At 53.7% G+C, this 18,686-nt stretch carries 17 protein-coding genes (1 of these 17 only partly in view); 12 read left to right on the plus strand and 5 right to left on the minus strand.

The window, feature by feature from the left end:
• Positions 1–41: 41 nt before the first annotated feature.
• Positions 42–1,043: a helix-turn-helix domain-containing protein gene (locus tag MXMO3_RS03025; RefSeq protein ID WP_117394901.1), complete on the plus strand. Its 1,002-nt coding sequence runs from the start codon at positions 42–44 to the stop codon at positions 1,041–1,043.
• 117 nt (positions 1,044–1,160) lie between these two features.
• On the opposite strand, the gene ubiG is transcribed toward MXMO3_RS03025, so the two are convergent.
• A complete protein-coding gene (gene ubiG, locus MXMO3_RS03030) occupies positions 1,161–1,901 on the minus strand; it encodes a bifunctional 2-polyprenyl-6-hydroxyphenol methylase/3-demethylubiquinol 3-O-methyltransferase UbiG (RefSeq protein WP_117394902.1) in 741 nt (246 codons plus the stop codon).
• Positions 1,902–2,177: 276 nt separating this feature from the next.
• On the opposite strand from ubiG, the gene MXMO3_RS03035 reads away from it, so the two are divergent.
• The 5 genes from MXMO3_RS03035 to MXMO3_RS18925 all read left to right on the plus strand — a co-directional run bounded on the left by MXMO3_RS03035 (position 2,178) and on the right by MXMO3_RS18925 (position 8,592).
• Positions 2,178–3,449: an aspartate kinase gene (locus tag MXMO3_RS03035; RefSeq protein WP_027836088.1), complete on the plus strand. Its 1,272-nt coding sequence runs from the start codon at positions 2,178–2,180 to the stop codon at positions 3,447–3,449.
• Between the two features lie 48 nt (positions 3,450–3,497).
• On the plus strand, positions 3,498–5,762 hold the full coding sequence (gene ptsP / locus MXMO3_RS03040; protein ID WP_117394903.1) for a phosphoenolpyruvate--protein phosphotransferase: 2,265 nt from the start codon (positions 3,498–3,500) through the stop codon (positions 5,760–5,762).
• Positions 5,763–5,780: 18 nt separating this feature from the next.
• Entirely contained in the window at positions 5,781–6,860 is a 1,080-nt protein-coding gene (gene prfA, locus MXMO3_RS03045) for a peptide chain release factor 1 (RefSeq protein ID WP_027836090.1), read from the plus strand.
• Positions 6,844–7,719, plus strand: coding sequence for a peptide chain release factor N(5)-glutamine methyltransferase (prmC, locus tag MXMO3_RS03050; RefSeq protein ID WP_117394904.1), 876 nt, complete (start codon positions 6,844–6,846; stop codon positions 7,717–7,719). Before prfA ends, prmC begins: the two co-directional genes overlap by 17 nt.
• Positions 7,720–8,004: 285 nt before the next feature.
• Positions 8,005–8,592: a DUF4167 domain-containing protein gene (locus MXMO3_RS18925; protein ID WP_245985793.1), complete on the plus strand. Its 588-nt coding sequence runs from the start codon at positions 8,005–8,007 to the stop codon at positions 8,590–8,592.
• Positions 8,593–8,605: 13 nt separating this feature from the next.
• On the opposite strand, the gene MXMO3_RS03060 is transcribed toward MXMO3_RS18925, so the two are convergent.
• Complete coding sequence (locus MXMO3_RS03060) at positions 8,606–9,610, minus strand: helix-turn-helix domain-containing protein (protein ID WP_117394905.1); 1,005 nt, start codon at positions 9,608–9,610, stop codon at positions 8,606–8,608.
• Between the two features lie 122 nt (positions 9,611–9,732).
• Between MXMO3_RS03060 and MXMO3_RS03065 the strand changes: the two genes are divergently transcribed.
• Both MXMO3_RS03065 and clpB read left to right on the plus strand, forming a co-directional pair.
• The gene (locus MXMO3_RS03065; protein WP_117394906.1) at positions 9,733–9,993 is read left to right on the plus strand and encodes a hypothetical protein; all 261 of its coding nucleotides are present in this window, start codon (positions 9,733–9,735) and stop codon (positions 9,991–9,993) included.
• Between the two features lie 192 nt (positions 9,994–10,185).
• A complete protein-coding gene (gene clpB / locus MXMO3_RS03070) occupies positions 10,186–12,822 on the plus strand; it encodes an ATP-dependent chaperone ClpB (protein ID WP_117394907.1) in 2,637 nt (878 codons plus the stop codon).
• A 72-nt stretch (positions 12,823–12,894) separates the two neighbouring features.
• On the opposite strand, the gene MXMO3_RS03075 is transcribed toward clpB, so the two are convergent.
• Together MXMO3_RS03075 and MXMO3_RS03080 are read right to left on the minus strand one after the other, a co-directional pair.
• Positions 12,895–13,329 (minus strand): hypothetical protein, encoded by a 435-nt coding sequence (locus MXMO3_RS03075; RefSeq protein WP_117394908.1) that lies wholly within the window; start codon positions 13,327–13,329, stop codon positions 12,895–12,897.
• Between the two features lie 130 nt (positions 13,330–13,459).
• A complete protein-coding gene (locus tag MXMO3_RS03080) occupies positions 13,460–14,476 on the minus strand; it encodes an MBL fold metallo-hydrolase (protein ID WP_117394909.1) in 1,017 nt (338 codons plus the stop codon).
• Positions 14,477–14,573: 97 nt separating this feature from the next.
• On the opposite strand from MXMO3_RS03080, the gene MXMO3_RS03085 reads away from it, so the two are divergent.
• From MXMO3_RS03085 to MXMO3_RS03100, 4 genes are all read left to right on the plus strand, one after another.
• Positions 14,574–15,503, plus strand: coding sequence for a LysR family transcriptional regulator (locus MXMO3_RS03085; RefSeq protein ID WP_162889111.1), 930 nt, complete (start codon positions 14,574–14,576; stop codon positions 15,501–15,503).
• 621 nt (positions 15,504–16,124) lie between these two features.
• Positions 16,125–16,652, plus strand: coding sequence for a DoxX family protein (locus tag MXMO3_RS03090; protein ID WP_117394911.1), 528 nt, complete (start codon positions 16,125–16,127; stop codon positions 16,650–16,652).
• Between the two features lie 57 nt (positions 16,653–16,709).
• Positions 16,710–17,057: a hypothetical protein gene (locus MXMO3_RS03095; RefSeq protein WP_205468066.1), complete on the plus strand. Its 348-nt coding sequence runs from the start codon at positions 16,710–16,712 to the stop codon at positions 17,055–17,057.
• Between the two features lie 34 nt (positions 17,058–17,091).
• A complete protein-coding gene (locus tag MXMO3_RS03100; protein WP_027836094.1) occupies positions 17,092–17,520 on the plus strand; it encodes a CBS domain-containing protein in 429 nt (142 codons plus the stop codon).
• Positions 17,521–17,523: 3 nt separating this feature from the next.
• Here MXMO3_RS03100 and MXMO3_RS03105 read toward each other — a convergent pair whose 3' ends face one another.
• Positions 17,524–18,686, minus strand: partial view of a M23 family metallopeptidase gene (locus MXMO3_RS03105; RefSeq protein ID WP_117394912.1) — the 3' portion only. 799 nt of this gene lie beyond the right edge of the window; the window shows 1,163 of its 1,962 coding nt (coding positions 800–1,962); the start codon falls outside the window, past its right edge; its stop codon occupies positions 17,524–17,526.

Genomic DNA, 18,686 nt, shown 5'->3' on the forward strand with positions numbered 1-18,686 from the left:
ATATTCCCTTTCCAATTTTAGCGGCTGGTGGAATAGTGGCTATGGCTCAGACTGAGGTAGAATGTTCTCAAACTAAGAATTTCCCGGCCGTTGAGGTCTGGGACACAAATTTGGTCGCGCGCAGCGAGGCTTTTGATTTCTACCGCGAAGGAATTTGCACGGCGTTTATGCCTCTGCGTCCGGAGCGGTCACGAACCGGGCGGCAAGACTTTCATGCGAAAGTCGAATGCCATAAACTCGACCGATGTGTACTCAACGTAGTGTCTGCGCAGGTGCATAGCGTGCTGCGCGGCAGATCGGAAATTGCGGCGTCCCCGCACGATTGTTTTTACCTCAATTTGCCGCTTGTTGGTCATAGCAGGATTAGTCAAAGCGGGTCTTCGATAACGCTTCGTGCAGGTGAGGTGGGAATATTTGACAGCGCAGAACCTTTTGAGATCCAGCATGAAAACCATGGTACACTTGGCGTTGCATCCTTGATGATGCCCAAATACCTTTTGAGCGACATAGAAATCAGCGGACCTAAGAAACTATCTCAACACCCGGTATTTGGCCGTATATTGACCGAAGCAACATATACTCTTGCGCAAACCGTCAGCTCGGCTTCAAACATCGAGGTCAACTTGCTTCAGCAACTCATAATACAATTAGCTTCGGCGGCAACTCAGCAATCGGTTGCCCCAATTGAGGGGCTGACACAAAGAACTGCTCAATTCTTGCGTATCAAACACGCCATTCGTCTGAATTGCTCAAAGCAAGACTTCGACTTGACTCGATGCGGCGCGATTGTTGGGCTTTCAACTGGGTACATTCAGCAGATATTTTCCAGCCACAGCATGCGTTTCACGGCTTTACTTTTGGAGGAAAGATTGTTGTTGGCAGAGCGGAATATCTCAGATCCCGCTTTGCGCCATTTTCCAATTTCCGGAATTGCATATCGGTCGGGATTTAGCGACCTTTCCCACTTTGGACGGGTGTTTAAGGAGCGCTTTGGAGTTTCCCCGGGCGTGTGGCGCAAACAGTCCACCGTTCAGCGCCACTAAAAAGCGTTTTATGTGTTTATGCTGTCCGCTGTGCGCAGAAAGCTGCCGTTGATTTAAATACTGCGAACTCACACTTGGTCTGCCAAGGCGCCGCTAGGGGCTGGCTCCCGTCAATGCCTACCCCTTAACCTTCTCCGCCAGCATCATATAATTGACGCTCAGATCTTTTGATTTTTTCCAGCTATCTTCAAGCGGGTGATAGCTCACGCCGAGGCGATCTTTGATCTGCATGCCGTTGCGTTTGAGGTTGGAGGTGATTTCTTCCGGGGTCACCAGCATGTCGTAGGAGTGGGTGCCTTTGGGCAGCCAGCGCAAGATGTGTTCCGCGCCGATAATGGCGAGGGCGTAGGCTTTGAAGGTGCGGTTGATGGTGGCGACAAACATCAGCCCGCCGGGCTTGACCAGTTGGGCGCAGCTGGTGAGGTAGAGATTGATGTCGGCCACATGCTCGACGACTTCCATATTGAGCACCACGTCGAATTGCTCGCCTGCTTCGGCCAGGGCTTCTGATGTGGTCGCGCGGTAATCAATGTCGAGTTGTGAACGTTCCGCATGGACTTGCGCGATTTTGATGTTCTTTTCGCCCGCATCGGCGCCCACCACATCTGCACCCAAGCGTTTCATGGGTTCGCAGAGCAATCCGCCGCCGCAGCCAATATCGAGAAAGCGCAGGCCCTTGAATGGCTCACGAGCGGTTTGGTCCAGTCCGAAATGGTTGATCACCTGTTCGCGGATATAGCTCAGGCGCACGGGGTTGAATTTGTGCAAGGGCTTGAATTTGCCTTTGGGGTCCCACCACTCATCGGCCATGGCGTTGAACCGTTCAACTTCATCTTGGTGGATGGTTGTTTGGGCCATTTTCCTGTCCTTTGCACGCTTTAATCAATTCAGGCTCGCCTTGGAAACGGCGCACCGAACACTTTCGGATCAATCAGGCACATTTGTGCAGCTGTCAATATGACAAATGGCGCGAAATGCGCGCAAATCGCGAATTTGACGCCGTTTTAGTTGATCAAAACGCCAGTTTGTGGCAATTGACGCGCGCGGGCATTGTCGGCGCGGGGCCAACAACTCGCGGCCCAACCCGAGGCATTTTAACGCCAATCGGGCAGAATAATACTAGGAAAGCGCGCCATGGCGACAATTGTAATGAAATTTGGCGGCACCTCGGTGGCCGACATTGAGCGGATTAGACATGCGGCTCGGCATGTAAAACGTGAAGTGGACGCGGGCCACAAGGTGTGTGTTGTGGTGTCTGCCATGTCTGGCAAGACCAATGAGTTGGTGGCTTTGGCACGCGAAGCGGCGCCGGTGCATGATGCGCGTGAATATGATGCGATCGTGGCCTCTGGCGAGCAAGTGTCGGCCGGGTTGATGTCGGTTGTGTTGCAAGAGATGGGCGTGCCTGCGCGATCTTTTGCCGGGTGGCAGGTGCCGATTGAAACCAGCGATGCCCATGGGTCGGCGCGGATCACCAATATCGACCCGGATTTGCTGTTTGATCGGATGAATGCGGGGCTTGTGTGCGTGGTCACCGGGTTTCAGGGCGTGTCGCCGCATGGGCGGATCACCACGCTTGGCCGCGGCGGGTCGGACACAAGCGCGGTGGCAGTTGCCGCAGCGGTGGACGCTGATCGGTGTGATATTTATACGGATGTGGACGGGGTATATACGACTGACCCGCGCATTGTGTCGAAAGCGCAGCGGATTGAGCGGATCAGCTTTGAAGAGATGCTGGAAATGGCCTCGCTTGGGGCAAAAGTGCTACAAACCCGTTCAGTTGAATTGGCAATGGCGAAAAAAGTGCGCCTTGTGGTGCGCTCAAGTTTTGATGACCCCGATCAGGTTCCGGCCTTGGGTGAGAATGGCGACTGGCAAGGTCCAGGCACATTGGTGTGTGATGAGGATGAGATTATGGAAAAGCAAATTGTTTCCGGTGTGACCTGCGCCAAATCAGAGGCGAAAATCACATTGCGCGGCGTGAAAGACAATCCGGGTGTGGCAGCCGCCGTATTTGGCCCGTTGGCCGATGCGCAAATCGTTGTGGATATGATTGTGCAAAACATTTCTGATGACGGCAAATCCACCGACATCACCTTTACAATTCCGGACGCTGAATTTGACAAGGCCCTGACGGTGCTTAAAGAAGCGGGGGAAACAAGTTTAGAATTTGATTCGATTTCCGGCTCCAAAGGCGGGGCCAAAATTTCGGTTATTGGGGTGGGGATGCGGTCTCACGCGGGCGTTGCGGCGTCCATGTTCCGCGCCCTATCTGATAAGGGTATTAATATACAATTGATTACGACATCTGAGATCAAGACCAGTGTGTTGATCGAGGAGGAATATGCCGAATTGGCGGTGCGGGCACTCCACACCTATTATGGCCTGGATATAGCAGAGGCATAAGCCGATTTGGCCCAATAAGGCAGCCCGCTACGGCGGGCTGAGGGGCGGATGGCACACACAATAGCTGGCCCACGTGAATTGCTGCGCAGGTTGCGCGAAACAATGGCAGAGTCATTGGGCATTCAGGAGCGGCTGGATAAGATCGTTGAATTGATCGCGGACAGTATGCGGGCCGATGTGTGCTCGTTCTATGTCTTGCGCGATGATGGTGCCTTGGAGCTTTTTGCCACCCATGGTTTGAAGCGCGAAGCGGTGCACAAAACCAGCTTGCGGTTGGGCGAGGGTCTTGTGGGCCTTATCGCGTCAGAAGCCATGTCGCTCAATCTGGCTGATGCGCCAAAGCATCCGGCCTTTGCCTATCGCCCGGAAACCGGTGAAGATCCTTACCAATCCTTTTTGGGGGTGCCAGTGCTGCGTGCGGGGCAAACCCTTGGGGTGTTGGACGTTCAGTCGGTTGAAAGCCGGCTTTATCGGGAAGATGAAACCGAAGCGTTGATGACCACGGCCACCTTGTTGGCTGAAATGGTCTCGACCACCGAGTTTGACAGCCTGATCACGCCGGGGTCCGAGATTGAATTGCGGCGGCCACGCAGCCTTGAGGCGGCTGGCTATTCCGATGGCATCGCGCTGGGCAAAGTGTTTGTGCATGACCCTCGGGTTGTGGTGATGAATTTTGTTGCCGAAGACGTGGACCAGGAAAAAGAGCGCCTCGAATCCGCGATCCGCACCATGCGGGTGACGATTGACGACATGTTCAATCGCGGCGATATGCAGGCGCGCTCGGAACATCGTGAGATTTTGGAAAGCTACCGCATGTTCGCCCATGACCGGGGCTGGGTGCGGCGGCTGCGTGAAGCGGTGGGCGCGGGCCTGACGGCGGAAGCGGCGGTTGAACGGGTGCAAAATGACACCCGCGCGCGCATGATGCGGCAAACCGATCCTTATATCCGTGATCGCCTGCATGACCTTGATGATTTGGCCAACCGATTGCTCAGGGTTTTGACCGGCGGCACCAAAGTGTTTGGCCATGAATTGCCGGACAACACTATTTTGGTGGCGCGGAATATGGGCCCGGCAGAATTGCTGGAATATGATCGGCGCAAGCTGCGCGGCGTGGTGCTTGAAGAGGGCGGGATGACCGCCCACGTCTCGATTGTGGCGCGTTCGCTGGGGCTCAGCGTTTGCGGACAGGTCGAGAATATCGCCGCTATGTGCGAAACGGGCGACGATATTATTCTGGATTGCCAGCAAGGCGTTGTGCATTTGCGCCCATCGGTTGATGTGGCCGCAACTTATGCTGACAAAGTGCGCATGAGTGCCAAGCGGCAAGAGCGCTTTGCTGCTTTGCGTGACAAGCCTGCGATCACGCGTGACGGGGCCGAGATCACTTTGCTGCACAATTCCGGGTTGATTGCTGATTTGCCGGCGATTGAGGATACGGGCGCGGCCGGCATTGGCCTGTTTCGGACCGAATTGCAATTTATGATCGCCTCGAAGCTGCCGCGGTTGGCGGAACAGGTCGAGCTTTATCGCGAAGCAATGGAACTGGTTGGCGATCGCCCCATCGTATTCCGTTTGCTCGATATTGGCGGCGACAAGGTGGTGCCTTATTTGCGGGCCGAGGCGGAAGAAAACCCAGCGATGGGCTGGCGCTCATTGCGTTTGGCGCTGGATCGGCCCGGGTTAATCCGTACACAAATTCGCGCCCTTTTGCAGGCGGCGAACGGCCGCGAGTTGGATATTTTGGTGCCCATGGTCACCGACGCTGAAGAGTTCCGCGAAGCACGCAAGGTGCTCGATGTGGAATTGAAGCGGTTGGACAATGCAGGCTTTGAGCGGCCCTCTAAGTTGCGCTTGGGCGCGATGATTGAGGTGCCGTCGCTATTGTTTGAATTGGATCATTTGTTGCCGATGACGAATTTCGTGTCCATCGGGTCCAACGATCTGGTGCAGTTCCTTACGGCGTCGGATCGGGCCAATTCTCGTGTGGTGCGGCGCTATGATCCGATTGCCATTCCGCGTCTGCGCGCATTTAAACATATTGCAGATGCAGCGAAAAAATATAATGTGCCGCTGACCATGTGTGGTGAGTTGGCCGGACGCCCGATTGAAGCGCTTGCGCTGATGGCCATCGGCATTGATCGATTGAGCATGGCAGCGTCCTCGGTGGGCCAGATCAAAGAACTTGTCTTGTCTCTTGATCTTCAAGCCTTTCGTGGGCAAATATGCGCCGCGTTGGATGAGGGCGGCGAGCCGCTTGTCATTCGCGATTTGATTTATGATTTGGCGGACCGCCAACATCTACCTCTATAAGTGAAAGTCTGAGCTGTTATGGCGAAACTACCTGCAGAAAAATTGGATGCTTTGTTGCACCGCTTTGAAACGGTTGAAGGCGAGATGGCGGCCCATCCCGACCCGGAAACCTATGTGAAGCTGTCCAAGGAATATTCGGATCTGCAGCCCTATGTTGATAAGATTCGCGAGTTCAAATCTGCGCAGTCTGATCTTGAAGGGGTCAATGAGATTTTGGCGTCGGGCGACAAGGAAATGGCCGAAATGGCTGAACTTGAGCGCGATGAGCTGAAAGAAAAGATCGAATCGCTGACGCAAGAAATCCGCCTGATGTTGTTGCCCAAAGATGCGGCTGACGACAAATCAGCGATTCTGGAAGTGCGCGCGGGCACGGGCGGTGATGAAGCTGCATTGTTCGCGGGGGATTTGTTCCGCATGTATCAGCGCCACGCTGAACTCAATGGCTGGAAAGTCCAGATCCTTGAGGAAAGCGAAGGCGATATGGGCGGCTATAAAGAGATTGTCGCCAGCATTAAGGGCAACGGCGTTTATGCCCGCTTGAAATTTGAGTCTGGTGTACACCGGGTGCAGCGGGTGCCGGAAACTGAATCGGGTGGTCGTATTCACACGTCCGCCGCCACCGTGGCCGTGTTGCCTGAAGTGGAAGATATCGACATTGACATCCGCAATGAGGATTTGCGTATTGATACCATGCGGGCCTCTGGCGCGGGTGGTCAGCACGTGAACACCACCGATAGTGCGGTGCGCATCACCCACATTCCTACAGGGGTTGTGGTGATTTCATCGGAAAAGTCGCAGCACCAAAACCGCGCCAACGCGATGAAGGTTTTGCGAGCGCGGCTTTATGATATGCAGCAGCAAGAGCGCGACAGCGCGCGGGCTGAAGCGCGGCGCGACCAAGTGGGGTCCGGTGACCGTTCAGAACGGATTAGAACTTACAATTTCCCGCAAGGTCGGGTGTCAGATCACCGGATCAATCTCACGCTTTATAAGCTGGATAAATTGATCGCAGGTGAGGCGCTGGACGAGATGATTGATGCCCTGATCACTGAGAATCAGGCGGCACAATTGTCAGCGATGGATGACGACAATAGCTAATCAGCCGTATTCTGACGGCGTGCGCTTTGGGCAATTGCGCCAATATTGGCGACAAAGATTTGCCGAAAACCGCATTGAAACCGCTGCATTGGATGCGCGGCTGTTGTTGTGCGCCGCCGCCGGCGTCGAGCAAGCTCAATTAATCTCTAAAGAACGTGATCTTGTGCCGCCTGAGATCGAGGCGCGCATGGTGCAATTTGGCGAACGCCGCTTGGCGCATGAACCGGTGGCGCGCATTTTGGGGCGGGCCGAGTTTTATGGGCGTCCATTTGGCGTCAATAAAGACACGTTGGTGCCACGGCCCGAAACGGAGCTGCTGGTGGAGCATGCGATCAAATCGCTGCCTTCAGGCGGGCGATTTGTCGATTTGGGCACCGGCACGGGGTGCATCGCCGTGAGTATCTTGGCGGAGCGCCCCGATGTTTCCGGTTTGGCGACGGATATTGCTGCGGGCGCGTTGGAGATGGCGGCACAAAATGCCACCGCGCATGGCGTTGATGGGCGTCTAGACCTCAAGTGTGGCAGTTGGTTTGACCCAGTGCCAACTGATCAGCGATTTGATTTGATCGTTTCTAATCCGCCCTATATTGCGCAAAGCGAGCGTGCAGATATGAATCAGGAGGCCTTGGATTTCGATCCAGAGGCCGCGCTGTTCGCGGCGCATGAGGGGATGGCGGCTTATTTTGAAATTTTGGCCGTCGCGCAAAACTGGTTGCAGCCCGATGGAATCATATTGTTTGAAATTGGTTTTCAGCAGGCTACCCGGCTGCAAAATGCCGCGGAAAATGCTGGGGCGACGCAAGTAACCTTTTTCAAAGATCTTTCTGGGCACAATAGAGTTGCCCAGATTTCTTGGTGAAACTGGGCAAATGCCCATAGGAATGGCCTGAGTTAAAATTTTTCACTTGGAAAATTTTTCCGAAGCATATAGGTTGCCAGTGCTAGTTGGGATTGATGTTCATTCATTGACCGCAAAATTTTACCTGTACATCTAGGGTGATTTTGCCCCCCAGCAAGCTGGACAGCCGGCATATAGCGACCAACAACAAGTCACATCCAAACCACACGTTTTGGGGGCAATGTGATAGTTACGGTTTGGTGCGTTCTTTTCGGCGCAAATGTAAGAAAAGTTTGAAGTCATCGTATGAGACCTGGACAACAGAATAAACGTTCACGCGGCCGTGGTAACGGTCGGAAAAACGTCAATCCACTTTCTCGCAATTATGAGAGCAACGGACCTGATATGAAGGTGCGGGGCAACGCGTCTCACATTGCTGAGAAATATGTGCAGCTTGCGCGCGACGCACAGGCCTCTGGCGATTCAGTCATGGCCGAAAACTATTTTCAGCACGCCGAGCACTATTTCCGCATCATTTCTGCGGCGCAAGCGCAGAATCAGGCACGGCAAGAGCAACGTCGTGAGCGGGATGATCAAGATCGTGGCCAAGGGCGCGACGATGATGATCAAGCCGATGACGATAAGTCAGCTGAAATGACGGCAGAGAAAGAAGCGCCCACATCAGAAACTGAGCAAAACGACGACGATGCGTCGGAGTCGCCAGCCAATGATGAGATGGCGCAAGAAAAGCCAAAACGCGCACCGCGTGCGCGTCGTCCACGTCGCAAGCCGACTGGCGATTCTGATTTGGCCGATGCACCGCAGCCCAAGTTGGGATCTGACGATGACGTGGCGCAGGAAGTTCCTGCTAAAAAAGCCGCTGCAGCAGAATAATTCAAAGGACGGTTTAGCCGTCCTTTTTTATGGCCAAAAACTGGTTGCGATAATGTGCCGGGCTGATGTTAAGCTGGGTGCGGAAATGATGACGCATGGTTTCAGGCGTGTTGAAACCCGCCTTTTGCGCAATTTCATCCATGGTGAAATGGTCTTTTTCCAACAATGATCGGGCGAAATAGATTCGCTCCTGGTTCAGCCATTGGCTTGGGCTGAGGCCAACAATTTCTTGAAATCGTCGCATCAACGTGCGTTCAGACATGTGACATAGATTGGCCAGTTTTTTGATCGGCCAAGGTTCGTCCAGCTTTTGCCGCACCTGATCGAGATATTTTGCCAAGCTGCCCTTTTGCGGGTGCGCGATGGGGCGGGGCACAAATTGTTTTTGGCCGCCTTCGCGGTGCGCGGGCAGCACCAAACGTTGCGCCACGCGGTTTGCTTCCTGGGTGCCAAAATCCTGCCGCACAATTTCCAGGCCGAGATCAAAACCCGCTGCTGACCCGGCGGAACTCATGATCTGCGCATCGCCACAATAAAGAACATTTTCTTCCACTTGGGCGGTCGTGGCTTCCGTCGCCAATTGATCTATATATTGCCAATGTGTGGTGATGGTTTTGCCGTGGGTGAGCCCGGCGCGCACCAGCAAAAAGATGCCGGAGCAAATGGTCATAAAGCGCGCGCCTGTGTGCATGGCAGCTTGAAGCGCATTTGTGATTTCTGGCGATACTGATTTGTGGGGCGGCCAACCGGGTACAATGATCAGATCGAAGGTGGAAAGCCTATCAAACTGTGCCTGACAAGATGTTTGCAACCCGCCGGCCAACTGCAAGTCGCCCGATTCGATCGGCACGGTTTCGCATTGATAAAGCGGGACGGTTTTGGATTGGACGGTGTCAAAGATTTCCACCGCGATTCCATATTCAAAGGTGCAAAGTTGATCATAGATCAATATCGCAACTTTTTTCGGTGTGACTTTGCGGGGCGTCGCTGGTGATTGGATCGAAGAGATTTGGTTCATTATGTTTGGCCTGCCAAATGTGTTGGCGGTAATTTAACGCATGTGCGCATTTCTGCCAATGGCTGGCACATTTGGCTAAAGGGCGGTAAACTGCGACCGTCCTTAAAATAATTGAGAAAAGTATGTTTGAATCATTGTTGGCGCTGTTGGAGAGCAACGGTTTTAATTTGTTTATGATCGGCTGGCTTGTCGCGCTGGCCGGTGGGGTTGTGCATATGATTGGCGGTGGCTTTAAAGATGGCCCCTCCAAAGTGCCGGTTTTGGGCAATTTTGAAGAAGTGAAGAAGGGCCAAAAAGGCTATCGCCAGCAGCAGGTTGCGGGCTGGATTTTCAAGCTTGGTGCGGCCATGATTGTGGTTGGTGGCGTCACCCATTTTTTCTAAAAAGGGAGCCAAAAGAGCGCTTTATTTTGAATTTGGCTCTTTTATCCCCCCGAAGCGTACCTATATCTAACTTAACAGTCCGGCGTGCCAAGATGGGCGCCAATGGATAAGTTGAAACAAACAACGCTTCGAGACGTTTTAACCCGTGCTTTTTAGGCGGCTTAGAATGGGCGAGAGATGGAGAGTTGAGATATGAATATCGAGAAATATACCGAGCGGGCACGCGGTTTTGTTCAATCTGCCCAATCTGGCGCGCTTTCTGCGGGTCACCAGCAATTTACGCCTTTGCACCTGTTAAAAGTCCTTTTGGACGATAATGAAGGCATGGCCTCTGGTTTGATCCAACGGGCAGGCGGTGATGCGAAAGCTGTGCATGCTGCAACAGAAGCGGCTTTGAAAAAAATCCCATCCGTATCCGGTGATGCTGGCCAACTCTATTTGAGCCGGGAAATGGCGCGTGTTTTTGAAACCGCTGAAAAGGCGGCTGATAAGGCGGGCGACAGCTATGTCACCGTTGAACGGTTGCTGCTGGCCTTGATCATTGAAAAAGACACCGATGCCGGCAAGGCTTTGGCTGCTGCCGGGGTGACGGCCAATGGTTTGAATGATGCGATCAATGATTTGCGCAAAGGCCGCACCGCTGACAGCCAAAGCGCTGAAGAGGGCTATGACGCGTTGAAAAAATATGCCCGTGATTTGACCCAAGATGCCCGCGATGGCCGATTGGACCCTGTGATCGGACGTGACGAAGAAATTCGCCGCGCGGTGCAGGTTTTGTCACGCCGTACCAAAAACAACCCTGTTTTGATTGGTGAGCCGGGCGTGGGTAAAACCGCGATTGCCGAAGGGTTGGCTCTACGAATCATCAATGGCGATGTGCCTGAAAGCCTGAAAAACAAAAAGCTCTTATCATTGGATATGGGCGCGCTGATTGCTGGCGCGAAATATCGCGGTGAGTTTGAAGAGCGCTTGAAAGCCGTGCTCAATGAAGTGCAATCGGAAGAGGGGAAAATCATCCTCTTTATTGACGAGATGCACACGCTTGTGGGCGCGGGCAAAGGCGATGGCGCGATGGATGCGTCTAACTTGCTCAAACCTGCCTTGGCACGGGGCGAGCTGCACTGTGTGGGCGCCACAACGTTGGACGAATATAAAAAGCATGTTGAAAAGGACGCAGCTTTGGCGCGGCGCTTTCAGCCTGTCTTTGTGTCCGAACCCACAGTTGAAGACACGATTTCGATCCTGCGCGGCTTGAAGGAAAAATATGAGCTGCACCACGGGGTGCGCATTTCTGATAGCGCCTTGGTCTCTGCGGCCACCTTGTCGAATCGCTATATTACGGATCGTTTTTTGCCAGATAAGGCCATCGATTTGGTCGACGAATCGTCAGCACGCTTGCGCATGCAGGTGGACAGCAAGCCCGAAGCCTTGGACGAGTTGGACCGCCGCATCATTCAATTGAAGATTGAGCGGGAAGCGCTGAAAAAAGAAACCGACGATGCCTCAAAGGCGCGGTTGGAAAAACTGGAAGCTGAGCTTTCAGATCTGGAAGAAGAAGCCAATGCGCTGAACCAGCGTTGGGTGGCTGAAAAAGAACGGTTGGGCGCCGGGCAAAAACTCAAAGAAGAGTTGGACCATGCGCGTACCGAGCTTGAAAACGCCCAACGGTCCGGTGATCTGGGTCGTGCTGGTGAGTTGGCTTATGGCGTCATTCCCGAGCTGGAGCAAAAGATTGCTGCCGCTGAAGCGGAAGATGATGGCGACACCGACAATGTCACCGAAGCGATGCTGGAAGAAGTGGTGAGTCCGGCGCACATTGCGCATGTGGTGAGCCGCTGGACCGGTGTGCCTGTCGATAAAATGCTCGAGGGCGAACGCGACAAGCTGTTGCGCATGGAAGATGAACTGGGCAAGCGCGTGATCGGCCAGGACGAAGCCGTGACCGCCGTTTCGAAAGCGGTGCGCCGTTCGCGGGCCGGGTTGCAAGACCCGAATCGCCCCATGGGTTCATTTATGTTCCTTGGGCCAACTGGCGTGGGTAAAACCGAATTGACCAAAACCTTGGCCGACTTCCTGTTCGACGATGAAACCGCCATGGTGCGGCTGGATATGTCTGAATTTATGGAGAAGCATTCCGTCGCTCGGTTGATCGGCGCGCCTCCAGGCTATGTTGGCTATGATGAGGGGGGCGTGTTGACCGAAGCGGTTCGCCGTCGGCCTTATCAGGTGATCTTGTTTGATGAGATCGAAAAAGCGCACCCAGACGTGTTCAACGTGCTGTTGCAGGTGCTCGATGATGGCCGCCTGACTGATGGTCAGGGCCGTACGGTCGATTTCCGCAATACGTTGGTGATCATGACCTCAAACCTTGGCTCTGAATATTTGGTTGAGCAGCAAGAAGGCGAGCCGGTTGATCTGGTGCGCGGCAAGGTGATGGACACGGTGAAAAGTCACTTCCGGCCTGAGTTTTTGAACCGGGTGGATGAGATCTTGTTGTTCCACCGCTTGGCCCGGTCCGATATGGGTGCCATTGTGGATGTGCAGCTGAAAGGTTTGCGCAAGCTGCTTGATGAGCGCGATATTGAGATCGAACTCAGTCCCGCCGCGCGTGATTGGATTGCCAATGAAGGCTATGACCCGGCTTACGGGGCGCGGCCTTTGAAACGGGTGATTCAGCGCAATCTGCAAGACGAACTCGCCGAGCAGATTTTGAGCGGCAAAATTGTTGATGGCCAAAAGGTCACGGTTGATGTGGAAGGCGATAAGCTCGCCTTCTCCACCGACGGGACCAGCATTGACGATAATGAGGTGCCCAGCGCGGCCCAATAATTCACACTCCTCCTCAACGATGAAGGAAGCCCGGCGCTTTTTAAGTGCCGGGTTTTCTTTTTTCCATCGCGCCTATTCGCCCGGCTTCACGATGATCGACAGGGCGATCACCACAACCTGCGCCGCAAAGGCGAAGAGGGGCAGATAATAATCGCCCAAGACCGCGGAGGAAATTGCGTAGGACCACGCGAGAAACGCCAACGGCGTTACGGCCAAATGGGCTTTTCGACTGGCATTATCAGGCGTGTATTTGATGATATAGGCGATGGTGGTGGCAAAAAAGACGGCAATGAGAATTGCCGCGCCGATCAGCTTTTCATTGTCGCTCAGCGCCATGGCGATCAGTGCCGAATAGAGCGCGGTGAAGCCGGCCAATATCTCAGCCGGCACATATTTGGCAATGCGTTCGATCGCATTGTCTTTTTTGGCGGTTGAAACCTCGCCCTCCTGCAATGTTTTGAAATTCAAGTCGTCGGCGCGCCCCGGCGCAGTGACCCATCTGGACATAGCTACCTCCCAAATATCAATTAAACATAGCTTTAATTGCGCGCCGCCTTTTCACAACTGTCAAGGGCACGGTGAGGTGTCGGGCCACAAGAGGTGGTAAGCCCGGCATTTGCACGCCGGGCCTTGCGCTTTAGCCGCCGTAGTTACGTGGGGCAGAAATATAGCGATAGCTGTTATTCTGGCGTTCAACATATCCAAGTGAGGGGAAGTCCAAATGCATCCCCGCCACCATGGTGCGATCTGCGGCGGATTGATCAAGCAGTTTGGTGCGCGCTGCGGCCGAAAGGGCCGGGTCCGCATCAATAATAGTGGACCATTCCGGATGGCTGAACTGATAGGTTGGCGAGTGAATAATGTCGCCCCAAATCATCAGGCTTTGATTTTGGCTTTGAATGCGCACGCCCATATGTCCCATGGTATGGCCGGGCAGGGGCACCGCAAACACGCCGGGCGCAATTTCGGTTTCTTTTTTCATGCTGACCAAATTGCGTTGATCTTTATACGGCAGCACCTGTCCGCGTGAATATTGCACGAATGGCGCAAACTCTTTTGGCAAATAGGCCATTTTCTCGTCGTCAAAGGAATCAGTCCATTCCGTTTCTGAGAGCACAAGTTCGACTTGGGGCAGGGTCTTTTTGCCGTTTTCGTCAACAAGTCCAGCCACGTGGTCGGTGTGCATATGTGTCAGGAACATCATATCAATTTGTTCCGGCGCAATGCCCGCCAGGTCCAAACCGTTCCGCCATGCGCCCACGGTAGGCGACAAAAAGCTGGGTGCGCCGGCATCTATGGCGATGATCGTGCCTGCGGTGCGGATGACGTAGCTATTGACCGCAATCGAAATCAAATTGGGATCATAATTCTTATATGCCAGCCGCGCTGCCTCTTGCGCTTCGTCCGGATCAAGACCCAGCATGATTTGACTTGGCAAAGCCGTATATCCATCGGCGATGGCGATCACCTCGATCTCGCCGACCATAAGCCGGAAAATTTCGGTTTCAGCATGCATTGGTTTTGCCGAGGAAGCTGTCGCCTGCTCTGTATTGGCCCGCCCTTGCGGGACCACGCCGAGCATGATCGGGGCGGCCGCCATAAAGGACAGAACTCTGCGGCGATCTATTGGTTTGTTGCTGGGGGAGTTGCTCATTTTTGCTCTCTTATTGATTTCAGACAACAGTATAAGTAATGATTTTGATGGATTTGTTGTATCTGCTGATTTGTTATCTCGGGCATAAGGAATGCTTATGGAAGACTTGCACCCTTTGCGTTGTTTGGTGTCCGCATTGGATGTGGGGTCGCTGACGGGTGCAGCCAAAACACTTGGAATCAGTCAGCCCGCGCTCTCGCAAAAGATCAAAGCCTTGGAAGCCCTTTATGGGCAGAAGCTGCTGACGCGCACGCGGTCAGGGGTTGAGGCCACGTTGGCGGGGCAAGTTGCCTATGGCTTTGGTCAACGCATTGGGCAGGAGTTGGATGAACTGCGCGTGGAACTCGATTCGTTGCAGGGCGTCATTTCAGGGCATATTCGCATTACCGCGGGCCAATCGTTGAGCCAGACCTATCTGGGGGAGGTGGTGATCGCGCTCAAGTCCAAATATCGCGACCTTGAGGTTGAGCTGGTTGTTTCGGACAAGTTGTTGGATATCGAAAAAGAGAAAATTGACTTTGCAATCCGCTTCGGTTCGCCTGGTTGGGGCGGTGGCGTTGCCCGCAAAATTGGAGATGTTCAGTCGGTTTTGGCAGCGACCCCAGCCTATTTGAACGCGAGAGGACGACCCACTTCTCCAGACGAGATCGAGCAGTTGGACTTTATCCAATATAAGGACGACACCGAGAAGTCCGTTGTTGGGGTAACCTATCGCGGGCAAAAGTTGACGGTGCCCGTTACCCCCAGCTTGACGGCAGAGGACCCAAATCTGATCGCGCATGCGCTTGAAAAAGGGCTTGGGTTTACAAAGGCGCCGCTCTTTTTTGTGCAGGAGCGTATCGATAGGGGGCTATTTGAAGAAGTGTTGCCGGGATGTCGGCCCATCCCTAAACCATTTTTCCTGATTCAGCGTGAGCAGGTGCGCAATACAGCTCGGGCAAAATTATTTCAAAAAACCTTGTTTGAAACATTATCGAAAGCGCCGGGAATCACAATCTTGCCGGATCTCTTGTCGCGAGACCAATAATTCAATTTCGGGGTCAACGAATGGCCATTTCGCTATTTCCCGCTTGCGTCACGCTCGCCGACATCTAGTTGCCTGACTAAATTGGGCTTTTGTGCGTGACCGCATTAAAAAACACAATCTTATCTCCGGGCGGGTTTGTGCGGGTATAATGGCGTCATCTTCTTTTGGCCGCGTGGGCTGCTGACGGGCAGTGGTGGCACATCGCTTTTGTGATGAAAGAAGAGGTTGGTGCAGATTTTGGACGCAGAATCTGTCGCCCTTTTTGAGTTCAGCCCGACACCGAGGGCCAATCTGCTTTGGTCAGATTGCGGGACTATTGGGTCAGCACCCCGGATTCCTCAAATCGGAGCGCATAAACCGACCGCGCGAGGCGTTTATCGTCTCACTTCATTATCGATACGAACGAGACCATATGCGCCTCGCGCCCCACATCAACGTTGTGCCTTTCAGGCGCAGCGATCTTTGTGCTGGCTGTTTGGGCCGAAGGTGAGGCATAGCATTCGCGCCACGCAAACGGCGCGTTTTTGATTGACGAATGAATTTAACCGTTGGCGAATAGGCGCTTCAACAGGCGGCATATTCGCGGCACGTCGTAGGCTCAAATTGAGCTTGCGAGGTGGTATGACTTTTTTGACTGAACTTGGCGGGGTGTTGTCCAACTTCAAAAATCTGCTGTTTTTAACCGGGGCATTGTTGGCGCCAAATTTGGTGGCCCTGGTGGCGCGACAAGTGGGCTTGGGGCGACATTTCACTCCGCAATTCTGGGGTAGATTGGGCCTAGCGATCTTCTTGCTGATGACCGCCAGTGCTCATTTTAGCAATCCCGGCGTGATGGCAGCGATGTTGCCCGGCTTTTTGCCCCTGCGAATCGAGATTGTGGTGTTGACCGGTTTTTTGGAAATTGCATTGGGGCTGGCAATTGTGGTGCCGCAGGTGCAACGGCTTGTGGGCTGGGCCATTATGGCAATGCTGCTTGGGTTTCTTCCCGCCAATATTTTTGCAGCGCTGAATTATATTCCTTTTGGCGGCGCTGAGATGGGGCCGGCCTATTTGTTGGTGCGGGTGCCTTATCAGGCGCTGTTGATCGGCTTTGTATTTTGGGCCAGCCAAACGGGCAACAGGAGGCCAAGCGAACGAACCAAGCAATAGTCTAATTGCACGGCGGTGCGATTCGTCATATTCTTGGATTAAGGAGCGCGGAATCGGATGGGTAAATCGACCAGAGTTGAGATACCAGACCAGCAATTGGCGGCGTTCGACCATTTGGTTGAACGCTTTGCTGATATTGAGCGCAAAGGCAAAACGTCACCCTACACATCTGTAAACGGACATATGTTCAGCCTTTTGGGCAAGGATGGCGTGTTGGGCATTCGGTTGAGCAAAGCGGATCAAGCCACGTTTCGCGCACAATATGAGAGTGGCGATTTTATTCAACATGGTGCGGTGATGCGCGACTATGTGAAAGTGCCCGATGATTTATTGCTAGATATTACAGCGATGGTGCCCTGGTTTGAAAAGAGCCATCAACATGCACAATCGCTCAAGCCAAAATGATACTTTAAGCAGCCCGGTAAATGAGGAGGAATTTATGCGAATTGGTGATATTCTGGACGAGAAGGGTGGCGATGTCTTTACGCTGTCGGAATCAGCGCTGGTCGCCGACGCAGTGGATGTGCTGGGTGAGAACAATATCGGTGTGGTGGTGATCACAGGCGCCGATGGCGGCGTAGTGGGTATTTTGTCGGAGCGGGATATTGTGCGCCGTTTGCGGGAGCATGGAGCCGCGGCGATCGAAACCGGCCTGTCGAAATGCATGACGCGCGATCCATTTACTTGTTCACGCGATGTTGGGTTGGACGAGGTGATGGGCACCATGTCCAAGCGACGTATTCGGCATATGCCAGTTGTGGAATCAGGCAAATTGCTGGGGTTGGTTTCAATCGGCGATATTGTGAAGCGCAAGATTGAGCAAACCGAACGGGAAGCCGCAGCCTTGCGTGACTATATTGCGTCCTAGGCGTTAATTGCCTGCATCCGCCACATTGATTGGCGCGCTCGGTTCGCGCGCCATCAAATCATCGATTTGAGCCATGGTCTGGTCGAACTTTGCGCGATATCTATTGGGCAATGATTTGTCCCGTGGCAAGCGCACGCTGAGTGGATCAACGGTGCGGCCGTTGATTTTAATCTCGTAGTGCAAGTGCGGCCCGGTGGAGTAACCGGTTGACCCGACATAGCCAATGATTTGACCCTGACGCACGCGGGTGCCCGGTTGCATGCCACTGGCGATGCGGTTCATGTGGGCATATGCGGTTTGGTAGCCATTTGCGTGGTTCAGCTCGACAAAGCGGCCATAGCCCGACACCCATTGCGCCCGTTTCACCACCCCGTCGCCACCGGCATAAACGGGGGTGCCTGTGCGCGCAGCGAGGTCAACGCCGGTGTGGAGTTTGCGGGTTTTGAAAATCGGGTGGATGCGGTAGCCATAGTTTGAGCGCAAGCGTCCGCCACCTTCAAGCGGCCGGCGCATCAAAAACTTCTTGCCCGTTTGGCCGTTTTCATCAAAGAAATCGACCACGCCATCTTCGGTTTGGAAGCGATACATGTGGCGCTCTGTGCCCGCCAGTTGCAGGCCGATATAAAGAAGTTCCTTGTTGCCATCAGCATCTGGCTCAGTTTGCAACATTTGGATCTGATCGCCTGGCGAAATCCGTTTGGTCAGGTCGAGATCGTAGGCGAACATGGCCACAATCCGCTCGATGGTTTTGTCTTTCAGATCGAGCTTGCGCCCGGTCTCATAAATTGACCGGTAGAGCGAAGGCAGATTGGCGACATTGATTTCTTCGGTATCTTCTTCAGGTAATTCAATGCCTGGTGGCGGTGCGCCGAGCACGTAGCGACCTTGGTCGGTGCGGGCGACGGTCACCAAATGGCGCTCATCGCCATTATAAAGGCTGAGCAAATAAGGGATTTGCGTTTCAGTGCCGGCGTCCAGGCCGAACAAAATGCGCATGCGGAAACCTTCGCGCACCTCAGTTGAGGGGTTCACCGAGCGCATAGTGCGCTCAATGGCGCTGACCATTTGTTCGGTAAAACCGTTCTTGGCCAACACATCGCCAATGGGTGAAGTTTGCCTCACCGAGATGATCCGTTCTGTCCGCGCTGTTTCGTTGGCGCTGGCGG

Source organism: Maritalea myrionectae (assembly GCF_003433515.1).
GTDB classification, from domain to species: domain Bacteria; phylum Pseudomonadota; class Alphaproteobacteria; order Rhizobiales; family Devosiaceae; genus Maritalea; species Maritalea myrionectae.